The sequence below is a fragment of the Pseudodesulfovibrio sediminis genome (assembly GCF_020886695.1).
Taxonomy (GTDB): Bacteria; Desulfobacterota; Desulfovibrionia; order Desulfovibrionales; family Desulfovibrionaceae; genus Pseudodesulfovibrio; species Pseudodesulfovibrio sediminis.
Genome location: NZ_AP024485.1, coordinates 306,689 through 328,100, shown reverse-complemented (window position 1 = coordinate 328,100; position 21,412 = coordinate 306,689). Strand labels below are relative to the sequence as shown.

The following is a 21,412-nucleotide window of genomic DNA, read 5'->3' as shown; positions in this document are numbered from 1 at the left end:
CAATTAGCGATCAAGGTCAAAGCAATCTCCTGATTCACACGTTATATTGTTGTGAAATATTTCATCAACTACGGCTTTCCTTGACGAAAACATCTCCGTACTATAGTTGCCATTTATTACCCAATAAAAATCGGATTAACACTATGTCTACCAACACTTTCGACGATTTTTTCACAGCCGAAGCCAGGATGTTTCTTCTGGCCACGATACGCATAGCTCTAGCTGAAGACGCCTCTGATCTGACCAGCACCGGACTTTTCAATGAGGATGACATGGCGCAGGCAATGATCGTTGCCAAAGAGAAGACCGTTGTAGCCGGTCTGCCCATTATTCCCCTTGTCCTTGAGTTCGGTGGCGACCAATGTCAGGCCCACCTCAATGTGGACGATGGCGACACAGTCTCAGAGGGGACCATGGTGGCCGCTCTGCAAGGTCCGGCCACCCAGTTACTCAAGGCGGAACGAGTCATCATGAACTTCCTCTGCCACCTGTCCGGGATAGCGAATCTGACCGCACAGTATGTGGATGCCATCAAAGACACCAAGACACAGTTGCTGGACACACGCAAAACACTCCCGGGGCTCCGTTTCCCGGAAAAATACGCAGTGCTCGCCGGAGGGGGAAAAAACCATCGGCTGACCCTGTCTGACATGCTCATGCTCAAGGACAACCACATTGACCGTGCCGGCTCGATCACTCAGGCTGTCCACCAATTGCAGACAGTCCACAAGCCCTGCCCTCCCATTGAAGTCGAATGCCGCACTCTCGAAGAAGTTGAAGAAGCCAGCCAATGCGCAATCAAACGTATCATGTTCGACAACATGGACGCCGCGACCATCACCAAGGCGCTCGGTATCGTACCGGACTCAATCGAAACCGAAATCAGCGGCAATGTAAGCCTTGAAAACATCAGGGAAAAAGCGGAACTTGGCGCAAATTATATTTCTGTAGGCAAATTGACTCATTCGGCACCATTTGCTGATTTCAGTATGCAATTCGTACCTTTAGGATAAAGAGGAACACTGTGGAAAACCCTGCTGACACCATAAAACGAATCAAGGCCTCCATGGGGGACTCCCTGGCCATTCTCGGTCACCACTACCAGTCCGACGAAGTCATACAGTTCGCTGACATCCGTGGCGACTCTCTGGAACTCTCGCGCAAAATCGACAGCCTCGACGCCGAACACATCGTCTTCTGCGGCGTCTATTTCATGGCCGAATCTGCGGCCACACTCAGCCGTGAAGGCCAGAAAATCCACATTCCGGACACGACCGCCACCTGCCCCATGGCAGACATGGCCGAAGCCGGACGTGTAAGAAATGTACTCGATATCCTGCAAAAGAACGGGCGCAATATCATCCCTCTCACCTACGTCAACTCCTCGGCAGCCGTAAAAGGCGTTGTCGGCGAATACGGCGGCTCGGTCTGCACTTCGGCCAACGCCAAAACCATGCTTGCCTGGGCGTTGAAACAGGGGGACGGCGTCCTCTTCCTCCCGGACAAACATCTGGCACGCAACACGGCCAACGCATTGAACGTGCCGGAGGATACGCGCATCATCCTGCCCGTTGATGTCATTGACGGTGATCCCGCGCTGCATGTCGATCCGGCACTTGTCGCCGACAAGAGCTTTATCATCTGGCCCGGCTACTGTCCTATCCACGAAGAATTCACCCTGGAAAGCATGGAAACCATCCGCGCCAATGAACCCGATGCCAAGATCGTGGTCCACCCCGAGTGCGATCCCGCTCTGGTGGCAGCGGCTGATGGTGACGGGTCCACCACCTTTCTTATCAAATACGCCGAGGAAGCCTCCGAGGGAGCGACTGTATACATCGGCACCGAAGAGAACCTGGTAAACCGTCTGACGGCCCTCTATGCAGGCAAAAAGACCATCAAACCGCTCATGGCACACCAATGTGAAGACATGGGCAAGATTACCGTTGAAAAGCTGGCGCAAAAACTGCTGACACTGGAGACTGCCACTCCTGTGACAGTGAGCGACGACATCAAGGAACCAGCTCGTCTGGCCCTCCAGCGCATGCTCGACGTCTGCGCATAAAAGCCCCAGAACAATATAAAGGGCGATGCAGAACTGCATCGCCCTTTTTTTATACCATGAGACCAGCATAAGAGCCTTGACGCTCGTACACATTTTGACAGCATGCCCTTACTGCACACCTAACAACCTGAAACAAGGCAGAATTCTACGCAAAACAACGGTCTCCAAACGGATAAAAAAAGGGGCGGCCCCATTGGAACCGACCCTTCATACTTCTTCTGCCTGCAATCCTATTTCCGCCAGAACTCCGGCACAAACAGGATGATGACTGTATAAATCTCAAGACGACCGAGCACCATGCAAAAGGTCAGAACCCATTTTGCGGTGTCAGGCAGCCATGCAAAGTTGTCCGTAGGACCGACGCCGCCGATACCAGGGCCGATATTTCCGATGCAGGCCAGGGAAGCAGCAAACGACGTGGTCACATCCACACCTGTTGCAGACACGGCCATGCCAGCCAGAACAAAAAGCCCAATCCAAAGAATAAAAAAGCCAAACACACCACTGATAACATCATCCTTGACCACAATCCTGCCCATTTTTACATGGCTGACGGATCTGGGATGAATGAGTCGAAACAATTCCTTGTAGGATTTCTTACACAACACCATGATACGCATGACCTTCATGCCACCCCCTGTTGAGCCGGCACATCCGCCGACAAACATGCAAAACAGCAAGATGGACTGAGCCACGGCAGGCCAAAGCTCATAGTCCGCTGTGGCGTATCCGGTGGTAGTCAAAATGGAGGCCACCTGAAAGGACGTATATCGAATTGAATCAGCGGCATTATCGTAGTTCCCTGCGAGATAGACCACGATGGTGATGATCACACAGAAAACGAAAGTCATGCCAATAAAGACACGAAATTCCGGGTCCTTGAACATCACCGCCGGGCGCCACTTGAGCAACATGAAGTGCAGACTGAAGTTCACCCCTGCAATAAGCATAAATATGGTGATGACATAATCGATATATGCACTGTCAAAGGCCGCTACAGACGTATTCATGGTGGAAAATCCACCAGTGGCCATGGTGCCGAAGGTGTGACAAAGCGCGTCAAAAAAATCCATACCACCGAACATCAGCAGCACGGTCTCGATTGCGCTGAACAGGACATAGACCTTCCACAGGGTTATGGCTGTGTCCTTGATCCGAGGCTTGAGCTTATCCGGTGTCGGCCCCGGCACTTCTGCCTTATACAGCTGCATACCACCGACGCCGAGAAAGGGAAGGATCGCCAAAGACAGAACGATGATTCCCATACCACCCAGCCAATGTGTCAAACTGCGCCAGAACAGCAGTCCGCGGGGGATGGCTTCAATGTTGGTCAGCACGGATGACCCGGTGGTGCTAAAGCCGGACAGAGACTCGAACACACAGTCGACGACACTCTCAAAGACTCCGCCCAGATAGAAAGGCAGCCCTCCGAAAGCACCGGCGACGAACCAGCCCAATGCGACAATAGCCATGCCTTCCCGATGCGTCATGGGAATTTTCTTGGATTTCGGATCACGAAAAATCAGAAAAGTGGTCCCACCAAGAAACACGGTGATGAACAGCGACAACCCCAAAGGAAAGGCGGTGCCGTCACCATAGTATAATCCCCACATCAACGGCAGAACCATGGTCAGCCCTACACAGGCAACCAACGCGCCTATGACATGGAGCACATAACGCCAACGCATTTAAAAGTACTCCACCTTGGTCGTCAGGACCTTCTCCACTTTTGGGATGGTCTGCCTTGTTGAAATGATAATGAGGCGGTCATTGGGCTGCACAATGGTATCTCCACGGGGGATGACAACCTCATCACCACGCTGAAAGCACAGAACCAGACACCCACGCGGGAACCCGAGATCCTTGACCGCTTTGCCTACAATAGGTGAACTTTCGTGTGCGATGGCTTCGAGCGCTTCGGCTTCATCGCCCTTGATGGCCACGGAAGACATGATCCTGCCGCGTCTGATAAAATGCAACAGCGAATTGACCGCAGATAGACGTGGGCACACCACATAATCGATACCTATTGGTTCGATCAGCGGCATATAACCGAAATTGTTGACTCGTGTAACCGTACTCTTGGCGCCAAGACTCTTGGCCAGAAGACAGGAAAGGATGTTTGTCTCTTCATCGCCGGTCACGGCAATGACCATATCCATGTCCTGAATATTCTCTTCACGGAGAATTTCCTGATCAGTGGAGTCGCCCATGAGGACAATAGGTCTATCCAGGTGCTCGGAAAGAAATTCACATCGCTTCTGACGATTTTCCAATACACGCGTGTGGTAATATTTGTTGTCCAGGGCCTTGGCGAGCTTGAAGCCGATATTACCGCCACCAATAATCATGATTTTGCGAACGGGTTCGGTTGATATGGCGAGCCGTTCCAGAATTTCATCCTGATCACGCACGTCACAGACAAAGTAGACCACGTCATCTTTCTTGATGACATCAAGACCGCTTGGAATAATGAGCTCGTCATCACGAACCAGAGCCGCGATAACAAGGCCGAGTTCATCGCCGATCTTGTCCCGCAAATGAATGAGTTGGCTCCCCACGATCGGGCTCTTGTCCGGGAGGTTCACGCCGATAAGTCGAATCTTGCCGTCGGCAAACTCATTGATTTCCACGGCTCCCGGCACGGACATAAGTCGAAGCACCGAGTTGACCACCTCTTCATCAGGATTGATGATTTTGGTGATGTTGGCCCCCTGCTCTGTGAGCAGGTGCTTGTAATCAGTATACATCTCATGCCGAATGCGGGCGAGCTTGGTGACATCATCGCTGCCCAACATATTGGCAAAAAAACAGGAAATAAGGTTGATCTCATCGGAATCGGTGACGGCAAGGAAGATATCAGCCTCCTCAATACCAGCATCCAACAAAACCTGGGGACTGCTACCGGACCCTTTGACGGTCTGCACATCAGCAGATTCGACGATTTTTCGCAGCGCTTCGTCATCTTTGTCGATAACGACAACTTCTTTGTTTTCCACTGCTAATCGTCGTGCGATATGAAAACCAACTTCACCGGCACCTATGATGATGACCCTCAAATAATCTCTCCTGTAATAAGAATGCTAAACCACTTTACCTCTACGCATGTTTTGCAACCAGTGCAACATCATGAAAAACTATATACATCAAGAATATGCGATAGATAAAAAATGACGGCCCTGTCAGACAGGGCCGCCGTTGAACACTGTATTATCAGCCTAAAGAACCGCTTTTTTAACGGCCTCAATACCCACTTTACTCAACATGCGCGCTGAACGAGTCCGTTTTCCGGCAGTATCTCGATAGTAGTCAAGGAAACGGCTCACCAACTCCCTGGCTTCGTCGCGTGTCAAATCCTGGGCCAATTCATCCGCAATGCGCGGCCTGCCAGAAGCGTTACCACCGACCACGACCGTCCAGCCCTTGGGTTTGCCGATAAGGCCAACGTCGCGGACATAGCTTTCGGCACAACACATGGGGCAGCCGGAAACACCAACCTTGAGTTTGGCAGGCAACTCCTTGCCCACAAACATTTCCTCCAGCTCCAAACCGAGGCCGAGAGAATCCCGAACACCGAGTTTACACACTTCCGTGCCCGGACATGCCTGCACATAATGGACACACAGCCCCACAGCAGGCCCTATCTCCATCTTGAGATCTTCCCAGACCTCGTCTACCTGCTCCTTGCCGAGACCGACCAACGCGATACGCTGCCCGGAGGTGATCTTCATGATGGGAATCTCGAACTTGCGCCCGACACGAGCCAGGGCTTCAAGAACATCAGGAGTCACCAGTCCCACAGGGGTTCGCGGCACAATTGCATAGGTTTTCTTGTCGCGCTGGAGTATCGCGCCTTTGGGGGTATCACTTTCAGCCATTATTTTCGCTCCAAATAAACTTACTTATACGTCAAACACAGCGGCTTTAACCGCATCAATTCCCACACGCTCCACAAATCGTGCCGTGCGCTCCTTAATCCTGGCGTTTTCAGCATAAAAATCAAGCGCCTTGCCAATGATCTCGAACGCCTCTTTCGAGGTGACATCTTCAGCCAGAACATCCGCCTGCCGAGGCTTCTTTCCGGCATTGCCACCAAAAGAAACGGTCCACCCCACATTCTTGCCGAGCAATCCGATATCACGAACCATGGACTCAACGCAGCACATGGAACAACCGGATACAGAGGCCTTGATTTTGCTTGGAAGATTGAACTTGTCAAGAAAAGCCTCAAGGTTGCGGGCCAATTCCATGGAATCCCGCTGACCGAACTTGCAACCGGTATTTCCGAGACACGCCTGAACCTTGTACTTGTACGTGTCCCCCACCTCACCAAGCCTGGCAACGACATCAGACAGGATGTCCTCGGACACTCCATCAATCATCATGTGCTGTCCGGCAGTCAGACGCACACCCGCAAGGCTGTACTCCTGCACAACAGCATTGATCTTTGCCAAAGCATCGGCGGAAAGACTGCCAAGGGCCACACGAGGGACAACCGTGAACGAGCCGTCAGCTCGATGCATGACGGCTCGCACGGGAAGTTGTTCTATGAATTCTTGTGTTTTCATTTTAAATTGGGGGAGCTATGGTGACGAGCACACGCATGTCCGTGGTTGCCTGAACGCCGTGAGGTTCCGCAATATCGGAAACAAGCACGTCACCAGGGTGGGCAGGCATGGACGCACCGTCCGCAGCGAGGAACTCACCCACGCCCTCCAGGATGGTCAACGTCAACTCTCCTTCCAGGTCATGGGAATGGATGGGCAGCTTCTGCCCTGCCTTGAAGTTGAAATTGATCACCTTCATGAACTCAGACTCATGCACCAGGAAATTGGAGAAGGTCAAGTCCTTGAAGCCGTGTTCGTTGAATAATTCAATCTTCTTCATTGTATATCTCCTACATTTGGAAGTTCAAAGGAACTGTATCCAAGACACTGCCGTTACGCCCCACCGTCACACGGACAGCATCAACGCTCTTGCCGGCACGCTTGACTGCTTCGTTCAGAATCACGCTCATTGAAGAGCAACACGGGACCTCCATCTCCATGACAGTGATGGACTTCAACTCATTTGCAACGATGATATCAGCGATTTTCTCGATATATGACTGCTGATCATCAAACTTGGGACACCCCATGAGAACCACGCGGTTCGGCACATACTCACCATGATAGCTGGGCATGGCCACCGGTACGCAATCCGCTGTCAGCAACAGATCCGCGTCCTTGAGAAACGGAGCGGTAGGTGGCACAAGACGGAGCTGCACGGGCCAATGAGACAGAGCGGAACCACCGGCAGGCGTTGCTATGGGAATATTGGTCTGCCCACACGGAATCATGGTCTTTATGGCTGCTCCGGGGCATCCGCCTGCAAGCTTGCTGCCGCCGGGACCATCCAGCCGCAAAGACTCGGGGCTCGGCATATGGTCCGGCACTTCGCGGCCTTGAGCCTTCAGGTGCTCGGCAACGGCGTCAGGGTTGAAATCAGGGGCTTCGCGAACCGCGACCTTGAGGGCCCCTGTGGGGCAATCACCCAGACAGGCTCCCAGTCCATCACAATATATCTCCTTGACCAGCTTGGCCTTGCCATCGACTATGGCCAGAGCCCCCTCTTCGCAGGAAGGCACACACTGACCGCAACCGTTACACAACTCTTCATTGATGGTGATCATCTTTCTTTTGCTTATCATTATATTATCCTTTTATTTTTACGTTAAATTTATATTCTGGCGACACCGAGAAACAGTGCGTGCAGACTGACAACCAAAACGATGAATACGGTTCTGGCATTATCTGAAGACAATCCGGGAAACGTGTAGCTGATCTGCTTGTGGGCACAGACTGATACGCAGTCGCCACACAAGGTGCAGGACAGGGCGGGACTCCCTGCAGCAACCCTGCTCTCGTCCAAAGCATTATATCGGCACTGGGTATAGCAGGCCCCACATCGGGTGCAGTCTTCCCCTACCCTTATGCGCCAGGGAGAAATCCTGCTCATGATATTCGCCACCAACCCCATGGGACAAAATGCAGTACAATGCGCCATCATGCCTCGCTTGCGGGAGACAAAGACCATTACTCCGACACCCACCAGCCCGAATCCGGCAGCAAAAAGCACTGCAGTGATTGCCGGGAAGCCAGCAACGCGCAGGGCCAATGCCGTTGTAACAGCCAGGGCCAGGGTTGTACCGCGTCCGAGGAGGCTCAACCGTCCGAGGGTTCTACCAGGAGCAGGTCGAGGTCCCAGACGGCTCATGCAATCGTCCCAGGCTCCAATATAACAGAGGTGGCTGCACCATGCTGGCCCCACCAGCAGTACGGTCACGGAGAACAAGATGAGCATGAAGAATCCGCCTCCGCGAAAGATGGGGCCCGCCACGATAAGAGCCGGCACAGGAAGATGCAGCGCCCCCGTCATGAGCATGGCATCCATACCGATGAGCCCCAGTCCCAACTGAAGGAAAAAGAGCGCTGAGAACAGCCCCCAGATGCGTGGGCGTACTCTTCTGTGCCCCTTGGGCAACAGCATCATGGAACCAATCCATTGGGCATAGTAGGACAAGGCGAAAATTTCGAACCATCCCCACCCAGTCAGATAGCGATCAAGCAAAAGTATGGGGAAGGAAACCTGACTCCGGGCTAAGGCGAGGCTTACACATGTGAGGATAAATATGGCCGCCCTGGCAGACGCTCTCTCCTCACCGCGATCAAACCATCGACGCGCCCAACGGGTGAGCATGAGTCCCAGAGCCGCTACATTAAGGAGAATGACACCCGCCATAATGTATGCCAGCCGCTTCCAGGGAAGATCGAACGCCTGTCGAAATGAAATCAACTCCACGGTTGCCTCTGCCCATACGTATCCGGCAACGAGCAAAGAGACGATCGTGACCGGACGGACCCATGACTGTCGGGAGAACAACAACACGACCAAAACCGCACATGATGCGGTCAGGCCGAAGTCACCCTGCCTGAGCATATGAGCACCCAGAAGCAGCAATGCAAGGATCGGTATGGTCAAAAAGGGCTTCTTCACGTTTTTCAATCTCCGTGACGCCACAATGGACATTTTTTTTGACGGGAACCATGACTTAGGTCAAATTACCGTATCAAAAAGAAAAATGGAGAATATTATATCATGAATAAACTGGCTGCACTCAAGGCCATCACTTTTTTTGAAGGGCTGCCTGACGAAAAGCTCCTCAAGCTTGCAGATATAGCTGTGATCAAAAAATTCAGGAAGGGAGAAACTCTGTTTCTGGCGGATGTAGCGGCCAATGGTTTTTTTGCGCCAGTATCAGGACGGGTCAAAATATTCCGCACCTCCCCAGCCGGAAAAGAACAAATTCTTCATGTCTTTGGTCCAGGTGAAGCCGTAGGGGAAGTTCCTGTGTTTGAGGGCGGTACTTTTCCGGCACACTGTGAAGCCATAGAAAAATGCGAAACGCTGTTCTTTCCCCGTGATGAATTTGAACGAATACTCAGGGAAGACACTGACCTGGTCATGAAAATGATGGCCATGCTCTCTCAACGTCTCAGGATTCTGGTCAATAAAATCGATGACCTGAGTCTTAAGGAGACTCCGGCGCGGGTGGCTTCATACCTCCTGCTGCTGCACTCTTCTCAGGACTCGGACACCTTCAAGCTTGATCTGCCCAAAGGCCAGATAGCCCTCTATCTCGGCACTATTCAGGAAACGCTCTCGCGAATTTTCAAACGGTTCAGCGAGGAAGGACTCATCGCCCTGAATGGCAAGGAGATCACCATCCTGAATCAGGACGATCTTCAGGATATTGCTGATCAGGGACGATAAAGAGACATCTTCTCTGCCCTTGACCAAACGTTCTTCAATTTCAAGACATATCGCCATAAAACCAACGCAAAAAGCCCGCTGCACTGAGTGCAGCGGGCTACATAATCCATGTCGGCAGCTCTTCAAGAATACCGGACTAACCGGCACTCAAAGACTCCCCCATACGCAATCGCGATCAGGAGAGATCGAAGTTTACGCTACGCGGAGATCTTGTTGACAGCAGTCTGAAGACGAGCGACGCGACGCTGAGCCTGACGCTGGTGGATAATCTTCTTGCGGGCAGCCTTGTCCAGAATGGAGGTAGCGGCCTTGAGAGCTTCCTGAGCCTGTGCAACGTCATTTGCCTCGATCGCTTCACGAACAGCCTTGACGGTGTTCTTGATGCGGGTTTTGGAAATACGGTTGCGGGCGCGACGCTTCAAGCTCTGACGGTGCCTTTTCAGGGCGGATTTGTGATTAGCCAAGGTAATTTCTCCTGATCAATTAATTATCGTATTAAAAAGCTATTGTTTGCTATTCTTCCCAAAGGGAGTGCCTTTTATATGGACTCTTCCTCTGATGTCAAGCACTTTCTAGATTCTGCCTACACTTGCAACGCATTAAAATCTGCAAGACGACCCAGTCGATCGACCAACGCCTTGAGCAGGTTCAGGCGATTCAGGCGAACAGTCGCATCATCGCACATAACCATGACATTGTCGAAGAAGGCGTCTACAGAAGGCCGCAACTCGCCAAGAAGACCGAACAGGCCTTCAAAATCATTCTGTTCCCACAGGTCATCGAAACGGGGAGCCAATTCGTCCAGCTTCGAGCCAAAAGCCTGCTCAGCCTCGCCTTCGAACAGATCAACCGCATACATGCCAGTCAAATCCTGTCCAGCCTCATCACCCTGTTTACGAATGATGTTGGCTGCACGCTTGAAGGTCAGCACCGCCTGCTCGAAATCACCAGCCTTGCTGAATGCACTCAAGGCTTCCAGCCGTGCCTTCAAGGTACGGATGTCGTTGAATCCGGCACCAAGCGCGGCGTCCACCACACGAGTCTCGAATCCTTGACCGATGAACAATGCACGCAAACGCTGTCCGAAAAAGTCTTTGAGCTTGTCCAACGCCTCTGCCTGCTCCACCTTCCACTTGACGCCGGAGTAAGCCCCCTGCGCCCAGGTCAGCAAAGCCTCCAGATCAACATCCAACTCGTGCTCCATGATGATGCGAGAGATACCGAGAGCGCACCGTCGGAGGGCATACGGATCATTTGCCCCTGTAGGGACTTTGCCCAAACCGAAACAGCCGGCCATGGTGTCGACCTTGTCAGCCATGGAAACCAGGCCTCCAGCCAGGCTGGACGGCACCGGAGTATCCGGCCCTGCGGGCAGGTACTGTTGATAGATACCCTGAGACACGATGTCGCCTTTTCCGGCGCGATCGGCGTAGATACCGCCCATCTTGCCCTGCAGGCTGTCAAATTCAATGACCATCTCGGAGACAAGGTCAGCCTTGGCCAGTCGACCGGCCATGGCATATTTCTCGATTTCACCCGGCAGAATGCCTTTGGACTCGCCAAGGGTCTCCGCCAGCTTGCCGCACAGGCTTTCAATACGACGTGATTTGTCGCCCACAGAACCAAGAGGACCGAGGAAAACAACATTCTCCAGCTTGTCCAGCCAGGTGTTCATGTCGACCTTGCAATCCGCTTCCCAGAAGAAACGAGCATCTTCCAGACGGGCCTTGAGCACTCGTTCCCACCCCTTCTTGACCAAAGCCACATCCTGCGGTTCGATGTTCAAGGTGGTCAGGAAATGCGGCATGAGCTTGCCATCGGGCCCCTGTACGCCAAAACTCTTCTGATGAGACTGCATGGAGGTAAGCAGGACCTCGCGAGGCAATTCCAGATACAGCGTATCAATGTCACCGATGAGCGGCTTGGGATATTCAACCAGGTTGGCGACCTCATCAAGCAGGCCGTCAACCCAAACGATCTCGCCGCCAAGTTCTTTGGCAAGCCTGTTTCCTTCCTCGACAATAGTCTTCTTGCGCTCTTCCGGGTCGATGACGACCTTGCAGTCGTCCTTGATTACGGAAAAGTAGCTGGCAGTGGAGTCCACGGTAAAGGGACCGGGGCCCATGACCCGATGTCCGCGAGTCGTGCGGCCGGAAGTCATATTCTCCACTGAAAATTCAATGACGGTGTCGTCCAACAGGGCGAGCAGCCACCGTATGGGGCGACCAAAAGCGAAGTCATATCCGCCCCACCGCATCTTCTTGGGGAAGGAAAGTGATTCAATGGCAGCAACGCACAATTCAGGCAGAATGTCTGCGGTCTTGCCGCCACCCACTGTTTTTTTGGCCGCAAGATATTCACCCTTGCCGGTCTCCATCTTGAACAGCGCATCTTCAGGCACGCCCTGAGTCTTGGCAAAACCGGCACCGGCCTTGGTCAGATTGCCGTCGTCGTCATAGGCGATACGGGTAGGCGGTCCGGTAACGGTCTCCTCTTCCTGCTGCTGCTCAAACGCTATGTCCGCCACCTGGGCTGTGATGCGACGCGGAGTTGCATAGCAGGTAACGCCAGCATTCTCGACCATGGCGCCAGCAAGGGACTTGGTGAACGCCGCCTCAAGCTCTGCTGCCAGTTTGGGCACAAAGCGGGCGGGCATTTCCTCGGTTCCGATTTCCAAAATGAATTCGGCCATTGTTCTTCTCTTTACTTATATGAATTCGTGTCGTTACTTCTTGAGCATGGGATAACCCATCTCTTCCCGCTGATCTGCATACAGCCTGGCAATTTTGGAAGCCAGGTTGCGTACCCGCCCGATATATGTGGCGCGCTCAGTAATGGAGATTGCGCTACGGGCGTCCAGCATATTGAAGGAATGGGAGCACTTGAGACAGCAGTCGTATGCCGGCCAGGGCAGTCCTTCCTCGCACAAATTGAGGCATTCGGCCTCAAACTTGTTGAAGAGATCGAAAAGCATGTCGGAATTAGACAACTCAAAGTTATACCTGGACATCTCCACTTCGTTCTGATGGAAGATGTGACCGTAGGTGATCTCATCATTCCACATGAGATCATACACGGACTCTTTCTCCTGCAAGTACATGGAGAGCCGTTCAAGACCATAGGTGATTTCAACGGATACAGGTTTGAGGTCGATACCACCCACCTGCTGGAAATACGTGAACTGTGTCACTTCCATACCGTTGAGCCAGACCTCCCAACCAAGTCCCCAGGCACCAAGAGTCGGTGATTCCCAGTCATCTTCGACAAAACGGATATCATGGGCGGCAGCGTCGATTCCGATGGCAGCCAGACTTTCAAGGTACAGTTCCTGAATATTGTCCGGAGACGGCTTCAGAATAACCTGGAATTGATAGTAATGCTGCAAGCGGTTGGGGTTTTCACCGTATCGTCCATCAGTCGGACGCCGGGAAGGTTCCACATAGGCTGTCTTCCACGGTTCGGGACCGATAACGCGGAAAAAAGTGGAGGGATTGAATGTCCCTGCTCCGCATTCGATATCCATGGGCTGAACCACGGCGCATCCGTAGTCTGCCCAAAAGTTCTGCAATTTCAGTATAACGTCCTGAAAATTCATTGATTGCTCCCAATCATACCTTTTTATACATGCCATTGTCCCAGGACAGGCCCAGGTGATACGCAACGAACAACTCGATCAATTGGCTGGATTGCCGCCGGACTTCATTATCCATGGAAACCGTGGTCCAATCGGCGGGCCGACTGTGTTGAATCCAGTCCAAAGCGCGCAAGACGCCGGTAGAAATTGGTCGAGCCAGTCCTTCTAACGGTTTCCCGTTTGAAAGACAAGTCCGACAGGCCACCTGGCCCTTTTCCACACCAAATTGACACCCTTCCTGACCGGCTACCAAAACACCACATTCGCCACATGTCAAAAAATCAGGTTGAAAGCCCATTTCAAAGACCAGCTTCGCTCTGAACAACCACGGGGTAAAATCCGCACTGCCACCGCCTTTTTCAAGCATATACAAAGTTTCAAGCAGCAACTCATACGCTTGTCTGGCATCAGCTGGATCGATTTCGACAGCATCGATGAACTTCATACAGTTCACGGCCAGTCCGGTCGTGGCCGGGTCTTCTCGAACCGCAGGGAAATTATGGAGAAGTGTGCCCTCTTCAAGCACGGTATAGGTACCGGTTTTATTGGAGCCGATGGTGAAGAGCACATGACTTAAGGGATCAAGACATCCCACAAAGCGGCGGCGACTGCGACAGCCGCCAAATGCAAAGGCGTTGAATACGCCTCTGGAGGGAGTAAGGAGTTTGACCCAACAATCGGCTTCCCGAAAGCGCCCGACCTTGAGTACCAGAGCTTTTTCGGTGGCGTTCATGCCAGTCGCGTCCTGTACAGTAGCTCTCTAGTTCGCCGAGCCGAACCGAAGCGTCTTTATATTGCCCCGAGCATCGGTGATCGGGTACGGTTTGCCATTATATGTTATGGTCACACCGGCCACATTACCGATACGAATCCTCCGGGCGCTGTTGAACATGAGCCTAAGAGGTTCGCCTTTGGTCAGTACAAAGTCACTGGACATCCGCGTCTCGTCGCCCTTCCAGACACCAATCCAGCATCCCTTGTCCGAAATGGCACGGATAACAAGTACATGGGCATATTTGCCTTGTTCAGCCAACTCTGCGTCGACCTGTGCATCCGACTCAGCCACGGGGTCCGCCTGTGTCTGCGACGTCACCGAAGCCTCTGGAACCGCCGCCGGGGACGACGATTCCTCTTCTACCGGTTCTCCCTCCCGAACCGGCGCAGCTTCGCTTGCAGGCGCTTCTTCCGCCCCTTCTACAGCCGGCATCTCTTCAACAACAGGAGCATCTTCAACAACCGGCTGTTCAGTAACCACCGGGGATTCCAGCCCTGAATCAGCAGACTTCTCGTCTTTCATATTCAGGAAAAAGAGGAGCGCCAGAACCAGACTGATGGCAATGACGCCAAGGAGAATAGACGGCCAGACAGAACGCGTTTTCGGTGGAGCATCGGCTTCATGAAACGCTTTTTCCGCAGAAGGAGAAACCTCATAAACGACGATGGTATCACGGTCGGTTTCATCTGTCTGATACTCCTGATCCACAATCATGGAAAGCTCTTCCGCATCCAGATCGAGCAACCGCGCGTAGCTCTTGACAAATCCTTTTGTATACACGGGATGAGGCATGGCGGAACTGTCTCCGGCCTCAAGAGCAACCAAGTTGACGTGGCTAATCTTCGTTGCTTCCATAACCGCTTCAATAGAGAGCCCTCTTGCTTCCCGCTCCCGTTTCAAAATCAAACCAAGTTCTTGAAAATTCATTAGGACGCTCCATTTTCAGGCATCAATGTCTTATCCATATAAATGATGACCGCACTTTGTTTCAATTTCTTAAAATACTCATCAAAAACAGTCACTCGCTTCTCTTTCATCAATCGTCTGTAAATACCGTCTTTTACATCCTCAATCGGGACAACCTGGTTGTCCATGATGGCAACGGGAGAAAGCAGGGCTTCGTTCCCATTGATGATGAGCGGCTCACTCACCTGTCCGGCTTTCAAACCATCAATGGCGTTGGTCCAATCCTTGGACATATCAGCGTATGCGACCTCTCCGATAACACCACCAGAATCACTATCAGGTCCGATACTGTATTCTGCAGCGGCTTCGGCAAAGGTCATTTCACCGTCTTCAATCCGTTTCTTCACTTCTGCCGCGCCAATGTTCGAAGGCAGCAGAATCATGGCCAGATTGACCATTTTTTCAAGCGTATAATCATCGATATGCGCATCGTACTCGGCCTGAATCTCACTATCGGTAACAAGGACTTTCTGATTGACCATATATCCAATCAACTCTTGTTTCTGAATGATCTTCTTCAGCTTGGAACGAAACTCTTCAATAGTCAGGCCATCTTCAGCAACCTGTGCAGCGAACGCATCATCATCCATCGAGCGCTCTTCTTTCATGCGGGTCAGTTCCTTATCAATCTCTTCATCCGTGACCTGGATATCAAAGCGAGCAATTTCCTGTTGAATAAGGATATCGTTAACCATCGATTCCAGTGTCTTAATACGGAATGCATCGAACTGCGCCTGTTCCTGAGCGTTCAACTCCTTTCCCTTGATCTGTTTGAGAATAGGCTTCAACTCCTGGTTCAGATCATACTCGGTAATAATCGTATCATTAATTTTCACCAGGATACGATTGATCAGAACCTCTTCCGCCCTCGCTGAAGAGGTCAACAAAACCAGTACGGCTACCATGAACAGAGAACAATATTTGACCACTCATTTACTCCTTAAGAATAGGCGAATGTCATTTTTCGACATCGCATTGTGACAAATTCTAATCACTTTGCCCCGACTATGCAACGAACGAGCCGAATCAACTTCCACTGTCGGTTTGATCCTGCTCCGCCGGGACTGTTTCTTCTTCATAGCCTTGCACGGCCTCATTTTCCTGCTCGGGTGGCTCCTGTCCGAGTGAATCCATGGCCTGAGCCAGGAGGTGTTCACTCACGGAAATCCTGGCAGTTGCCAGGGCCTGAGTGAGCCAGGAATCGAAGGCGATCTGCAATTTTTGCTCAAGCAGAGCCTCCTCCACAAGCGGGTATGCCTGGGCTGGCTCAAGCACCTTGGCACTGCTCTTCTCAAGCAAAACCAATGTCTCAAATCCGAATCGATCAGTCAGAACGCTGCTGGCCTGTCCTGGCTCAAGTCCACTGATAGCGTTTCTCCACGCAGCGGACAAACGTCCTTCCCTGACCATCACTTCACGGGTTTCAACCTCACCGAAAGCCGTTGCCAGATCCATCTGGTTCTTGTCTTTCAGATACGTCTCCACCGCTTTCTCAACAAGCTCTCTGCTTGGACCGCGAACAACAAGGATACGCATGCTCTCGGGCAGATAAAAATCGGAAATATGGTCTCGATAGTATTTTTCCGCTTCCTTGTAATCAATCTTGATCTTGGACCTCAGGACATGATGAAAAAATTTCTTCTGGGCAAGGTGGTAACGGAGCTGTCGACGCCAGGCCTTCAGATCTATGTATTCTTCGACCAAAACCTGCTCGAACGCCCCTTCAGAGTAGTCGGCCCGGACAGCGTCTTCTGCTGTACGTACGTCTTTCTCCGTCACCGCCAAATCCTGACGGGCCAGCTCCTGAGCAACCAGCTCCTGCACTATGAGGTCTGCAAGGATATCACCGTATTCATTGCGCAACTTATCCACGCTGGGCACATAGGCCCCAACGTTGTCCACCTGAAACTGGTCATGCTGAAATTCCAACTGAGACAAATAGATCGGGGCGTCGTTCACCCGAGCGACAATACCGATATCTTCGGCGTCATCAGTACAGCCAACCAAAACCAGCAAGACAAGCAACACAATTAATTTACGCAAAATATTCTCTCTTCAACTACTGTTGTTCACCATTCGGTTCAGTATCTAGCATGGCGTCCAGGCTGACTGCGGTTTCTTCCAAAGCATGCCGCATGGACTCTCCTTCATTGAAACGAATCTCAAGCTTGGCCGGGGGAATGAGCTTTGCCTGCCCATCCTGCCCACTGATCCATGTCATCAGCTTCTCTGGGCTGACAGCGATAGCATTGTCTGTCCACGTGACAACCACTCTGCCGGGATACAGCTCGGCTCGGGCGGCTTGAAGCCTGGACAAAGTCTGCTTCAATCGAAGGACGCCGAAAAAGGCCTCCAGCTCTTCAGGCATGACTCCAAAGCGATCACGTATTTCCGCTTCAAACTCCCGCAACTCCATCTCGGTTGTAGCAGAAGACAACCCTCTGTAATAACGAAGTCTTTCCTTTGAGTCCGGAATATACCCGTTGGGAATATGTGCCTCAAAAACAAAATTCAATTCCGGGTCGCTCATCCGGGTGTCGGCTTCGCCGCGAATGCGGCGCACCTCTTCCTCCAGCATCTCCAGGAACAATTCCAGACCAATCTTGGCTATCTGGCCGGACTGCGCTTCACCGAGGATATTCCCTGCTCCACGAAGCCGCAAGTCCTCCATTGCGACCTTGAAACCTGCACCCAGATAATCCATGTCGAGAATGATACGCAAGCGTTTGCGCACTATTTCCGTAATATTATCTATGGAAGGCACTACGAAATAAGCATAAGCCTGCCGTTCGCTCCGACCAACCCTGCCACGAAGCTGATACAACTGGCCCAGACCAAAAAGCTGTGCCTGATCCACGATCAAGGTGTTGGCATTGGGAAAATCAAGCCCTGATTCCACTATGGATGTGCACACGAGCACATCCACCTCTCCATGCCAGAAATTGCGCATGGACTCCTCAAGAGCTTTCTCTGTCATACGCCCATGGGCCATGGCTACCTTGGCATCAGGGACCAGATTCCGCACGAAATCAGCCACCTGAGCCAAACCGTTCACACGGTTGTACACCCAGTAGACCTGCCCGCCTCTCTCTAGCTCACGCTTGAGCACAGCCTTGAGTTCCAATGCCTCCCGCTCCATGATGGCGGTCTCAACAGGCTTGCGATCAACAGGCGGCGTTTCAATGACAGACAGCCCGCGGATGCCGGACAGGGAAAGTTGCAGAGTACGGGGGATGGGCGTGGCCGTCAGTGTCAGTACATCAATATTTTGTCTGAAATGCTTCAGCTTTTCCTTGTGCTTGACACCGAACCGCTGTTCTTCATCTAAAATAAGCAGGCCAAGATTGGGTAGTTCCACATCCTTTGAGAGCAATCGATGCGTACCTATGAGAATATCTATCTCGCCTCGGGCTGCGGCCTCAATGGTTGTTTTCTGATGCTTGGCAGAAACAAACCTGCTGAGCATGCCCACCCGCACAGGGAATCCTTCCATCCGCTTTTCAAAAGTCTGAAAATGCTGTTCTGCCAGAACAGTCGTAGGACAGAGAAGTGCGGTCTGATGCCCTTCCAGAGCAGCCCGGAATGCAGCGCGCAAAGCGACCTCTGTCTTGCCAAAGCCCACGTCTCCGCACACAAGCCGATCCATGGGTTCGGGTTTCTCCATATCGCGGAACACATCCTTGACAGCCTTGTCCTGATCCGGCGTTTCCTCAAAGCCGAACGTGGCTTCAAACTCGGCATACATGTCGTCAATCGGTCCGTAACCAAATCCCTTGGCCACTTTGCGAAAGGCATACATCTCTACCAACTCGTGGGCGATCTTCTCAATGGCCTTGCGCACCTTGGCCGTGGTCTTTGCCCACCGGGTGCCGCCCAGTTTATCCAGGGCCGGCTGCTTCGCGCCTTCAGGCCCCTTGAACCGCTGAACCAGCTTGAGACGATCCACAGGAAGATACAGTTTGTCTTCTCCTGAAAAGAGGAGCAGCAGATAATCGTTGGCCCCTGCCCCCAAAGACATGTGATGCAGACCGCCGAACTGTGCCAGACCATAATCCCTGTGCACCAACAAATCGCCTTCGGTCAGATCATCGTACCGCTCAAGGCCCTTGAACGCCTTGTCCCGGCTCACATGACTCTGTGCGGCCTGGGGTTGGAAGACCTCCTCACCCAGAATTCGCGTCTGTGTCCAGCTCAGTTCCATCCCCTTTCGCAAGGGGGAAACCAGCGCGTATATGCCGCGCCTTCCCGGAGTGAATTCCAGACTCATGGGGAGTTTTTCCTGGTCTGCCAGATTCAGGAACTTGCTCCGCGACCGCTGCGTGCGAAAGCTGAGAATCGTGGTCATCCCGGAGCTGTGCCAATCCTTGAGTCCCTGCATGAGGGCTGCCCACGGACGACGCGACGCCTCTGGTTGCCAAAAAATATCCGCAAATTCACTGTACGGGGTCTCGGCCAGATCAACGCCAATCTTTTCCCTGCCAATACTCAGTTCTTCGAAAACCAGTTGCCGGGCATTCTGCCATACATTGCGTGCTCCATCATGAGAACGACCGATGTACCTTCTGGGCCAGGTCACCCCCTTGTCACGCTCTTCGGACTTGATGAAATCTCGCCACCCTTGGTCCCGATCTTCAAGTCGCGCCCGCAATGTGCTGCCGGATGACAACAGATAGGCCGCATCCTTCGGAAAATAGGTTTCAAGTCCCACGGCATTTTCATAAAAGACTCCTGGCCAGACAAAGCCATCATTGGCGTCCAGCCGTTCGGAGAGAGCGTGTTCCTGAGCAGCAGTCATTTCGCCTGTCTTGCGCAGCTTTTCCCAGAACGCTCTAGTCCGATCCGCTTCCACATCGGTCGTGATGCCCGGAGAAACCGGAAGCAAGGTGGCTTCGATCAAATCAGCCTTTGAACGCTGGGAGGCCGGGTCGAACAGCCGGATTTCCTCAAGCATGTCGCCAAAAAATTCAAACCGCAACGGCAGCGCATACCCTGGTGCGTGGATATCAAGAATATCACCCCGCATGGCCATATCGCCAGGACCGGAAACGAGCTTCCGTCGGACATATCCCCACGAGACCAACTGCTCAAGGAGTATGTCCGGCGACATCTCCTCTCCCTTGGAAAGCGATACCCAGTTGTCCCGCAACACGGACTCGTCCGGCCAATGCGGCAACATGTTATCCGACGTCATCAGCACGCCACACGGTTTGGAGCCGTATGTCAGCCCATACAGGGCAGCCCAACGGTCACTCCAGCTTTCGGCGTCCGGTGTTTTGGAATGGTATGGCGGCAGGAACACCCAATCGCGATCCCAGGCCGGCTGCTCAATACGCCCCGACTGTTCAGTGGAAAAAAGACTGAGCAGAGCCTGCATTTCCTTGAATTCCGTCACGCCCGGCACGACCATGACCACATTGGTTCCTTTGGACAAAAGAGAACCGGCCATGAGTGCCTGACTACCCGGCCCGCTCTTGAAAATGCGAACCGCGTCGACAGAACCGTTTATGAATTCGGATATTTCCTTGGGAAATGAAGGCATTGTATTGTGATAGTCTATGGGTTGAACGACGCTGCAAAAAACAGGAAAAGCCGCCTACTCCCTAACGGGTGAAAGGCGGCTTGTCATCAAGTATTTATTGAGCCTAAACAGTGCTTAGCGCTTCCTTTTCTTCATTATCCAATAGCGAATCAAGATCCAAAAGGATAAGAAGACGGTCTTCCAGCTTACCAACACCATCGATATAGTCGGAATCCATTCCGGCCACCACCGGCGGCGGAGGCTGCACTGAATTGGTCGGGATACGCAGGACCTCTGAAACGGCATCCACGACAAATCCCACAACTATCATCTCGATTTCTATGACGATAATACGGGTGTATTTGTCATGTTCCTTGGAAGCAAGACCGAATCTCCGGCGCATATCCACAATAGGAATGACCTTGCCGCGCAAATTAATGACGCCTTCCACGAATTCGGGAGCACGGGGCACATTGGTAATCTCCATGGTACGAATGATCTCCTGCACCTGAAGAATATTGACCCCGAATTCCTCTTCGCCAATGGAAAAGGTCACGAGTTGTGTCAACTGTTGGTCTATTTCACTTTCTTCCAGCTCGATATCTTCAACTTCAACGCTCATTGTACCCTGCCCTTGAATGG

19 protein-coding genes are annotated in these 21,412 nt (G+C 52.3%); 3 read left to right on the top strand and 16 right to left on the bottom strand.

The genetic code is table 11. The features are described 5' to 3' along the window. Positions 1-143 precede the first annotated feature (143 nt). Positions 144-1,013 carry a carboxylating nicotinate-nucleotide diphosphorylase gene (nadC, locus tag SRBAKS_RS01600; protein WP_229592927.1) on the top strand — a complete coding sequence of 290 codons (870 nt, stop codon included), beginning with the start codon at positions 144-146 and terminating at the stop codon, positions 1,011-1,013. An 11-nt stretch (positions 1,014-1,024) separates the two neighbouring features. Beyond that, entirely contained in the window at positions 1,025-2,065 is a 1,041-nt protein-coding gene (gene nadA, locus SRBAKS_RS01595) for a quinolinate synthase NadA (RefSeq protein ID WP_229592926.1), read from the top strand. Positions 2,066-2,295: 230 nt separating this feature from the next. On the opposite strand, the gene SRBAKS_RS01590 is transcribed toward nadA, so the two are convergent. From SRBAKS_RS01590 to SRBAKS_RS01560, 7 genes are all read right to left on the bottom strand, one after another. Next, a complete protein-coding gene (locus SRBAKS_RS01590; RefSeq protein WP_229592924.1) occupies positions 2,296-3,753 on the bottom strand; it encodes a TrkH family potassium uptake protein in 1,458 nt (485 codons plus the stop codon). Then, entirely contained in the window at positions 3,754-5,124 is a 1,371-nt protein-coding gene (gene trkA, locus SRBAKS_RS01585; RefSeq protein WP_229592922.1) for a Trk system potassium transporter TrkA, read from the bottom strand. 159 nt (positions 5,125-5,283) lie between these two features. Then, the gene (locus SRBAKS_RS01580; protein ID WP_229592920.1) at positions 5,284-5,943 is read right to left on the bottom strand and encodes a nitrite/sulfite reductase domain-containing protein; all 660 of its coding nucleotides are present in this window, start codon (positions 5,941-5,943) and stop codon (positions 5,284-5,286) included. A 24-nt stretch (positions 5,944-5,967) separates the two neighbouring features. Next, the gene (locus tag SRBAKS_RS01575) at positions 5,968-6,588 is read right to left on the bottom strand and encodes a nitrite/sulfite reductase domain-containing protein (protein WP_229592918.1); all 621 of its coding nucleotides are present in this window, start codon (positions 6,586-6,588) and stop codon (positions 5,968-5,970) included. 46 nt (positions 6,589-6,634) lie between these two features. Next, positions 6,635-6,952, bottom strand: coding sequence for a cupin domain-containing protein (locus SRBAKS_RS01570; protein ID WP_229592916.1), 318 nt, complete (start codon positions 6,950-6,952; stop codon positions 6,635-6,637). Positions 6,953-6,962: 10 nt separating this feature from the next. Further along, complete coding sequence (locus SRBAKS_RS01565; RefSeq protein WP_229592914.1) at positions 6,963-7,754, bottom strand: ATP-binding protein; 792 nt, start codon at positions 7,752-7,754, stop codon at positions 6,963-6,965. Positions 7,755-7,783: 29 nt separating this feature from the next. Further along, the gene (locus SRBAKS_RS01560) at positions 7,784-9,100 is read right to left on the bottom strand and encodes a 4Fe-4S binding protein (protein ID WP_229592912.1); all 1,317 of its coding nucleotides are present in this window, start codon (positions 9,098-9,100) and stop codon (positions 7,784-7,786) included. 102 nt (positions 9,101-9,202) lie between these two features. On the opposite strand from SRBAKS_RS01560, the gene SRBAKS_RS01555 reads away from it, so the two are divergent. Beyond that, positions 9,203-9,877, top strand: a complete 675-nt coding sequence (locus SRBAKS_RS01555) for a Crp/Fnr family transcriptional regulator (RefSeq protein WP_229592910.1) — start codon at positions 9,203-9,205, stop codon at positions 9,875-9,877. 197 nt (positions 9,878-10,074) lie between these two features. Here SRBAKS_RS01555 and rpsT read toward each other — a convergent pair whose 3' ends face one another. The 9 genes from rpsT to SRBAKS_RS01510 form a co-directional block, all read right to left on the bottom strand. Next, on the bottom strand, positions 10,075-10,341 hold the full coding sequence (rpsT, locus tag SRBAKS_RS01550; RefSeq protein WP_229592908.1) for a 30S ribosomal protein S20: 267 nt from the start codon (positions 10,339-10,341) through the stop codon (positions 10,075-10,077). Positions 10,342-10,460: 119 nt separating this feature from the next. Continuing rightward, complete coding sequence (gene glyS, locus SRBAKS_RS01545; protein ID WP_229592906.1) at positions 10,461-12,569, bottom strand: glycine--tRNA ligase subunit beta; 2,109 nt, start codon at positions 12,567-12,569, stop codon at positions 10,461-10,463. 33 nt (positions 12,570-12,602) lie between these two features. Continuing rightward, entirely contained in the window at positions 12,603-13,472 is an 870-nt protein-coding gene (glyQ, locus tag SRBAKS_RS01540; protein WP_229592904.1) for a glycine--tRNA ligase subunit alpha, read from the bottom strand. Between the two features lie 13 nt (positions 13,473-13,485). Next, complete coding sequence (gene recO / locus SRBAKS_RS01535; protein WP_229592902.1) at positions 13,486-14,244, bottom strand: DNA repair protein RecO; 759 nt, start codon at positions 14,242-14,244, stop codon at positions 13,486-13,488. Positions 14,245-14,271: 27 nt separating this feature from the next. Further along, positions 14,272-15,213, bottom strand: a complete 942-nt coding sequence (locus SRBAKS_RS01530) for a helix-turn-helix domain-containing protein (protein ID WP_229592900.1) — start codon at positions 15,211-15,213, stop codon at positions 14,272-14,274. Next, positions 15,213-16,181, bottom strand: a complete 969-nt coding sequence (locus SRBAKS_RS01525; protein WP_229592898.1) for a SurA N-terminal domain-containing protein — start codon at positions 16,179-16,181, stop codon at positions 15,213-15,215. The genes SRBAKS_RS01530 and SRBAKS_RS01525 overlap by 1 nt, the downstream gene beginning before the upstream one ends. A gap of 97 nt (positions 16,182-16,278) precedes the next feature. Further along, the gene (locus tag SRBAKS_RS01520) at positions 16,279-17,295 is read right to left on the bottom strand and encodes a peptidylprolyl isomerase (protein WP_229592896.1); all 1,017 of its coding nucleotides are present in this window, start codon (positions 17,293-17,295) and stop codon (positions 16,279-16,281) included. A gap of 16 nt (positions 17,296-17,311) precedes the next feature. Continuing rightward, the gene (mfd, locus tag SRBAKS_RS01515; protein ID WP_229592894.1) at positions 17,312-20,791 is read right to left on the bottom strand and encodes a transcription-repair coupling factor; all 3,480 of its coding nucleotides are present in this window, start codon (positions 20,789-20,791) and stop codon (positions 17,312-17,314) included. 103 nt (positions 20,792-20,894) lie between these two features. After that, entirely contained in the window at positions 20,895-21,392 is a 498-nt protein-coding gene (locus tag SRBAKS_RS01510; protein WP_229592892.1) for a chemotaxis protein CheW, read from the bottom strand. Positions 21,393-21,412 lie beyond the last annotated feature (20 nt).

Bases quoted from the DNA above. Each gene is read 5' to 3' on its own strand.
- nadC (WP_229592927.1), top strand. From the start codon at position 144: ATGTCTACCAACACTTTCGACGATTTTTTCACAGCCGAAGCCAGGATG.
- SRBAKS_RS01590 (WP_229592924.1), bottom strand. From the start codon at position 3,753: ATGCGTTGGCGTTATGTGCTCCATGTCATAGGCGCGTTGGTTGCCTGT.
- SRBAKS_RS01580 (WP_229592920.1), bottom strand. From the start codon at position 5,943: ATGGCTGAAAGTGATACCCCCAAAGGCGCGATACTCCAGCGCGACAAG.
- SRBAKS_RS01575 (WP_229592918.1), bottom strand. From the start codon at position 6,588: ATGCATCGAGCTGACGGCTCGTTCACGGTTGTCCCTCGTGTGGCCCTT.
- SRBAKS_RS01570 (WP_229592916.1), bottom strand. From the start codon at position 6,952: ATGAAGAAGATTGAATTATTCAACGAACACGGCTTCAAGGACTTGACC.
- SRBAKS_RS01565 (WP_229592914.1), bottom strand. From the start codon at position 7,754: ATGATAAGCAAAAGAAAGATGATCACCATCAATGAAGAGTTGTGTAAC.
- SRBAKS_RS01555 (WP_229592910.1), top strand. From the start codon at position 9,203: ATGAATAAACTGGCTGCACTCAAGGCCATCACTTTTTTTGAAGGGCTG.
- glyS (WP_229592906.1), bottom strand. From the start codon at position 12,569: ATGGCCGAATTCATTTTGGAAATCGGAACCGAGGAAATGCCCGCCCGC.
- glyQ (WP_229592904.1), bottom strand. From the start codon at position 13,472: ATGAATTTTCAGGACGTTATACTGAAATTGCAGAACTTTTGGGCAGAC.
- recO (WP_229592902.1), bottom strand. From the start codon at position 14,244: ATGAACGCCACCGAAAAAGCTCTGGTACTCAAGGTCGGGCGCTTTCGG.
- SRBAKS_RS01530 (WP_229592900.1), bottom strand. From the start codon at position 15,213: ATGAATTTTCAAGAACTTGGTTTGATTTTGAAACGGGAGCGGGAAGCA.
- mfd (WP_229592894.1), bottom strand. From the start codon at position 20,791: ATGCCTTCATTTCCCAAGGAAATATCCGAATTCATAAACGGTTCTGTC.
- SRBAKS_RS01510 (WP_229592892.1), bottom strand. From the start codon at position 21,392: ATGAGCGTTGAAGTTGAAGATATCGAGCTGGAAGAAAGTGAAATAGAC.